Raw genomic sequence first — 5,101 nt, 5'->3', positions numbered from 1 at the left:
CAGCAGTATTGTTCAACTGAAGCAACCGAGGCCGTTCCTCAAGATTGAAATGGCTCGAAGAAATCAGGCAGGTCACCATCATGGCCTTGCCGCCAAAAGCGGCTGACTCGCGAGAGGCCGGACACATTTACGCAAACTGTCTCGTCGGAGAGCGCCCGCTTGCAAAGCCGGGGCGGACCATACATTTTTGCGTTGATCTCTTTCATCACGTCCAGCTCGAGATCGCGCTCGGCCAGCATCTTCTTCAGCCGCGCATTCTCTTGCTCGAGCTGCTTGAGCCGCTTCACGTCGGCAGCCTCCAGCCCGCCGAAATGTTGTCGCCAGTTGTAAATGGTTTGCTCGCTGACCCCGTGCTTCTTCGCAACTTCCGCGACCGGCGCCTTGTCCGCCATCTCGCAGGATGGTGACCATCTGTTCTTCGGTAAACCGGCTCTTTTTCATGACTTCCTTTTCTCCGTTGGAAGCCATTCTGGTAAGAAGCCCTTACGATGGAGACGCGGGTTGAACGGGATACTCGAGATCCGTCAGTCTTTTGAGCAGCCGTTTAACAGTCCCCTGCATGTCGTGTCGATTGAAGTAATCAGAACCGAGGTCCTTGTATTCCACGCCGTTGCGAAGCATGTGCCACGCGGCAGTGAGCATGGACGCCGCAACAGCGACGATCGCTTTTTTAGCACCGCGCCGCGCTTTGATTCGCAAGAACTGGGCGTGCAGATAGGTGTTTTTTGTGCGAACTGCTGCCCATGCAGCCGTGACCAGTGCAGTCTTTAACCACGTACCGCTCTTGCGGACACGAGTGCTACGGCGTTTGCCCGCGCTTTCGTCATTACGCGGGCACAAGCCGGCCCACGATATCAAATGGGCGGGATTGGGGAAGCGCGTCATGTCGACGCCGATCTCGGCTACCAAGACCCGAGCAGTCAAATCCTCAACCCCAGGAATGGTCCTGAGCAGTTGGACGTGCTGCCGGATCGGCGTCAACGCCAGCCCCACTGCAGCATCCAAGTCTGCCAGCGCTCGCTCAAGTGCGTCGATGACTTGCAGATGCAGTCCGAGCATGGCGCGGTGATGGGCGATGACACGGCCGCTCAGCGCTTCGCGCAGTTCACTGGTCTTTCGGCGGGCGTGGCCCTGAGCCAGCGAGGCCAATCGCACCGGGTCATCCTCGCCCGAGATGATGGCCTTGAGCATAGCCCGCCCGCTGTCGCCAAGCACGTCGGACAGTACGCTGCCGAGTTTGAGGTTGGCGTCCTCAAGCACCTTCTGAATGCGCAGACAATGCTGGGCGATTTCGCGGGCCAGCTGCTCACGCGTGCGTGTCAGATCGCGCAACTCCTGAATCGCGGGAGGCGGCACAAAGCTAGAGCGGATCAACCCGTGTGCGAGCAGGTCCGCGATCCACATCGCATCGTTGACATCCGTTTTGCGGCCAGGCACGTTCCGGATGTGTGCGGCATTACCAAGCACCAACTCGAAGGAATCCTCGAGTACGTGCCAGACGGGTTTCCAATACACGCCAGTGGCTTCCATTGCTACATGGGTGCAGAGATGGCTTGCCAACCAGTCAGATAGCGCCAGCAAACCGGTCGTGGTGCTGGAAAACTTTTGACCTTGTGGCGCTCAGGCGCAGACACGCAACGTACGCATGCCACGATAGTGTCCTTGTGCACGTCCAGTCCGGCGCAGCGTGGATAAAGTACCTGCATGTTGCCCTCCTGCACGATGGAGAATGGCAGCGGCGGCAGCCCTCGTTATCGGATTCTGGTAAGCGTGATCCAGCAGGGCGACAGACTGCCCCAGGTCACAATTTGGGGTACTCGCAGGGCTGCGGGTCCAACTCTCAAACGGGCTCAGTGCACCAGACAATGGACCGACCTCGACCACCGCTGCCTCGCAATACTAGCTCGGCGCGGTGGCCGCTTCATCCTTCGGGGTCGGGCACGTCCGATGAATCACTCTCAAGTTTCAACTGGTCCGAAAATTCCATGGCAGGTCAAACGGCTCCAGAATCACTGTCATCACATCGCGAGCACCGGCGGTATGTAGTCACGGAACAATACATCACCAATGATTTGGCCAACAGTCAATCCCACCCCTAAACCCACTACACCCCCAACCACTGTACCGACCGGCCCTGCGACCGCGCCAAAAGAAGCACAGAGGGTTGTAACAAGTGCAGCAGTAGTAAACACGACGACGGTTCTGCAGATCAATATGGCAATCTCTTTCCAGCGTTGATGAGACTCGCTTTTAACATCCATTTCGGTTAAAACAAAACGCCCAGTGCCGCCTACAGTTAATACATGCTGTTGTTTTTCAGAAATTCCACCCTTATTTTCAGAGGGCGGCATTTTCTCGGTTGAATTAATAGAAATCGGCACAAAGAATTGTAAATAAAATTATGGCATAATAATCCAGATAATTTTCACTCGAGTCTTCCATAAAGTGGAATAAATTTCGAATCGACGACTCCGGGTCAAGAGCGTGGGTTTTCCGGTTGGTACTCGAGACGCTTGGACTGCTGTGGATCCTCACGAGACTGCCCTAACGTCGAGGTTGTGTTATAGCGACTCCAAACAAGGCCAACGCGCGGCTGATCGGCAAGTCCGGTGCGGCCAGTCTGCGGGAAGCGCGGATCCATGGCGAGAAGATACAGAAGAACGCTCAATCGGATACTTTCCAATCACGTTTGAGCCGAAACCAAACGCGATGCGCTACGCACAACGGTCAACGCCTCGGTGAAACCAGATCAGCGCGGTACAGTCTGGTTACCGCTAAGGTGACCGGACCGAGCCGTGTAGCCTGGAATCGCCTAGAGTCGGCGAGTCTGCTTGCCAGTTCGTACTTGAGTCGATTGCGCACGTCCACCGTTCTGGTCTTCCCGATGCCCGAACGGTTAGTCGAGCGGTTTGATACCAGCTCGCATGCACAAGAAAGGGATATGAAGACCATGTCTGGATCATCCGTAATGGCGGGCATCGACGTTGCGAGTACCCATGTCGATGTGGTGTGTCCCGGGGCAACCTTGACAGCCGAACTGACGCATATCAGCAACGACCCCGAGGGGCACGTCGTTCTGGCCGACGCCCTGGCGAAGCTTCAACCTGATGGAGGTCACGGGTGGCTATGAGGCGGCATTGCCGTGCACGCTCCAGGCAGTCGGGCTGCGCGTGGCTCACCCGGTCACACACCCGAGCATTCAGGCATTGCTCGAAGCCATTGCGTATCAGTTTAACGACGCCGACACCAAGATGCTCAGTCACGTCGAGCAGCACCGCGCCGTCATGTCCAAGCTGTTGCAGGGCGTGGCGGGCGTGGGCCGCGTCGCCGCGACAACCTTGATTGCGGAATTGCCCGAACTGGGTCATCTCAATCGGCGCCAAATATGCGCCTTGGTCGGCGCGGCACCTTATGCCAAGGACTCTGGTTCCATCAGAGGCCGCAGACGCATCGCCGCCGGGCGCTTTGAGGTACGGCGTGCGCTGTACATGGCGACGCTCACCGCGACTCGATTCAACCCGGCCGTCCGCGCTTTCTACGAACGTTTGGTTGCCGCAGGGGCGAACTCAAGAAAGTGGCCTTGATCGCCCGCATGCGCAAGCTCATCACGCACCTAAATGCCATCGCCCGTAACCACCTGAATGCTCAAAATCAACCTCGCACAGCTTGACATTCAAAACGGTTACTCAGGTCAGGACCTCAAGTGTTTGCGCACTGCGACAGAGCGTCGTGTAGTTCGGCACGGGCAAGCTAGCGAAAGCCAGATCGCGCAGGCTTTGCGCGCAGCCCTGCAGGGCGCGCAGCGGCAAGCGGAACACGGTCTTCGCCAAGCAAAGCCTGACTCAGCGCATCGCTATACAGACGCGGCCAACCGCGCGTCGGCTCGGCGTCAGGCAGGCTTGCAAGGGCGGCTTCGTCGATCCACCACATCGTGACGTTACCTCGGTTGATCAGGCCGGCGTTGTACGCCGCCCAGTTTCTGACGTGGTAGCGCGCCTTCGGCTCGTGCGTCCTGCTCCTGTCCTTGCGCATCTTCTCGGCAAAAATCGAGAATCGACGCAGGAACCCAAATTGTTAACAGAGGCATCGCCCGGTCGTTGCGCGTATACGTCACCGCGGCGCTCGCCAGATTTATGCAACAACGCTGCCTGAGGTAACAGCTCGCCGCGAAAGCTAGCAGCACGACTTGGCTTTTTCGGAACCATCTTTTACACCATGTTAGACGAAGTTTTCAAGATGGTTCAAAGGAGTCCGGTTGACGGAATTTTAATATCATCTGAATTCTCATTGCGAGTGACTCGACTTTCCGATTGCGACGCGACCTGAAGGCGTTGCCGCCATCTCTTAACCGCCTCAAAAAAATCGCCAAGATCACTCTGAAATCGCTCCAGATTGAGATCAGCTATTTGGATACTTCGGAAAACGATCAAATTTTCCGCTGACGCCTCGTATCCAATACCAATTCCGTTGTCACGCAAAGGCCCAAGTCCTTGAGCCAGCATCATTGCAACCAAGTCTCGCTCCATTACGGCAGGAAGCCGCTCAGCAATCTGCCCCAGCACCACGAGCCTTTGCCTTATATGATCACGGCGAATCGACACCGGGAATTCATTATCCACAGTAATATGGCAAAAATCATCCTCATCAAATTCAAGTTTTTCCATCCCGATGGCTCCAGCAAGCTCATCAAGTAGACGATCAAATGCATCCTTATAGGCCATACCCCACTCCTCCGGCAAACCGCCGCATATCCCCAGTTGACATTATTTCGTCATACTGCAGGGATTTATCAAAAAAAGACGTGCGCCACTTCAAAAACTAAAAATGCTTTCATATCGCAATACTATAGATTATTTATTTAACTCGCGCTTTTTATTATCGCCTAATTTTTAGGTTTTCCGCATTGCGAACGTTTTGATTGTAGGCGTGGCGTTGTTACATAAATCCGGCGAGCGCCGCGGTGACGTATACGCGCAACGACCGGGGCGATACCTCTGTTAACAATTCGGGTTCCTGCGTCGATGCTCGATTTTTACCGAGAAGATGCGCAGGGATAGAAGCAAGACGCACGAGCCGAAGGCGCGCTACCGCGTCAGAAACT

General features: G+C 55.8%; 2 protein-coding genes and 4 pseudogenes. 1 reads left to right on the top strand and 5 read right to left on the bottom strand.

Annotation, left to right across the window (positions count from 1 at the left end; all coding sequences use genetic code 11):
• Positions 1 to 185: 185 nt before the first annotated feature.
• The 3 genes and pseudogenes from DID99_RS35705 to DID99_RS35695 all read right to left on the bottom strand — a co-directional run.
• Positions 186 to 441 (bottom strand): annotated as a pseudogene (locus DID99_RS35705) (transposase); the annotation flags it as partial.
• Positions 442 to 483: 42 nt separating this feature from the next.
• Positions 484 to 1,706 (bottom strand): annotated as a pseudogene (locus DID99_RS35700) (IS110 family transposase).
• A gap of 312 nt (positions 1,707 to 2,018) precedes the next feature.
• Positions 2,019 to 2,381, bottom strand: coding sequence for a hypothetical protein (locus DID99_RS35695; protein WP_124668650.1), 363 nt, complete (start codon positions 2,379 to 2,381; stop codon positions 2,019 to 2,021).
• A gap of 569 nt (positions 2,382 to 2,950) precedes the next feature.
• Between DID99_RS35695 and DID99_RS35690 the strand changes: the two are divergent.
• Positions 2,951 to 3,670: pseudogene (locus tag DID99_RS35690) on the top strand (transposase).
• 25 nt (positions 3,671 to 3,695) lie between these two features.
• On the opposite strand, the pseudogene DID99_RS35685 reads toward DID99_RS35690, so the two are convergent.
• Together DID99_RS35685 and DID99_RS35680 are read right to left on the bottom strand one after the other, a co-directional pair.
• Positions 3,696 to 4,032 (bottom strand): annotated as a pseudogene (locus DID99_RS35685) (transposase); the annotation flags it as partial.
• Between the two features lie 209 nt (positions 4,033 to 4,241).
• Positions 4,242 to 4,721, bottom strand: coding sequence for a CesT family type III secretion system chaperone (locus tag DID99_RS35680; RefSeq protein WP_124668649.1), 480 nt, complete (start codon positions 4,719 to 4,721; stop codon positions 4,242 to 4,244).
• Positions 4,722 to 5,101 lie beyond the last annotated feature (380 nt).

This window comes from Burkholderia sp. Bp8986, from assembly GCF_003854225.1.
In the GTDB taxonomy this organism is placed as follows: Bacteria; Pseudomonadota; Gammaproteobacteria; order Burkholderiales; family Burkholderiaceae; genus Burkholderia.
The sequence above is the reverse complement of the archived record's forward strand: the minus strand, read 5'-3'. Positions and strand labels throughout refer to the sequence as shown.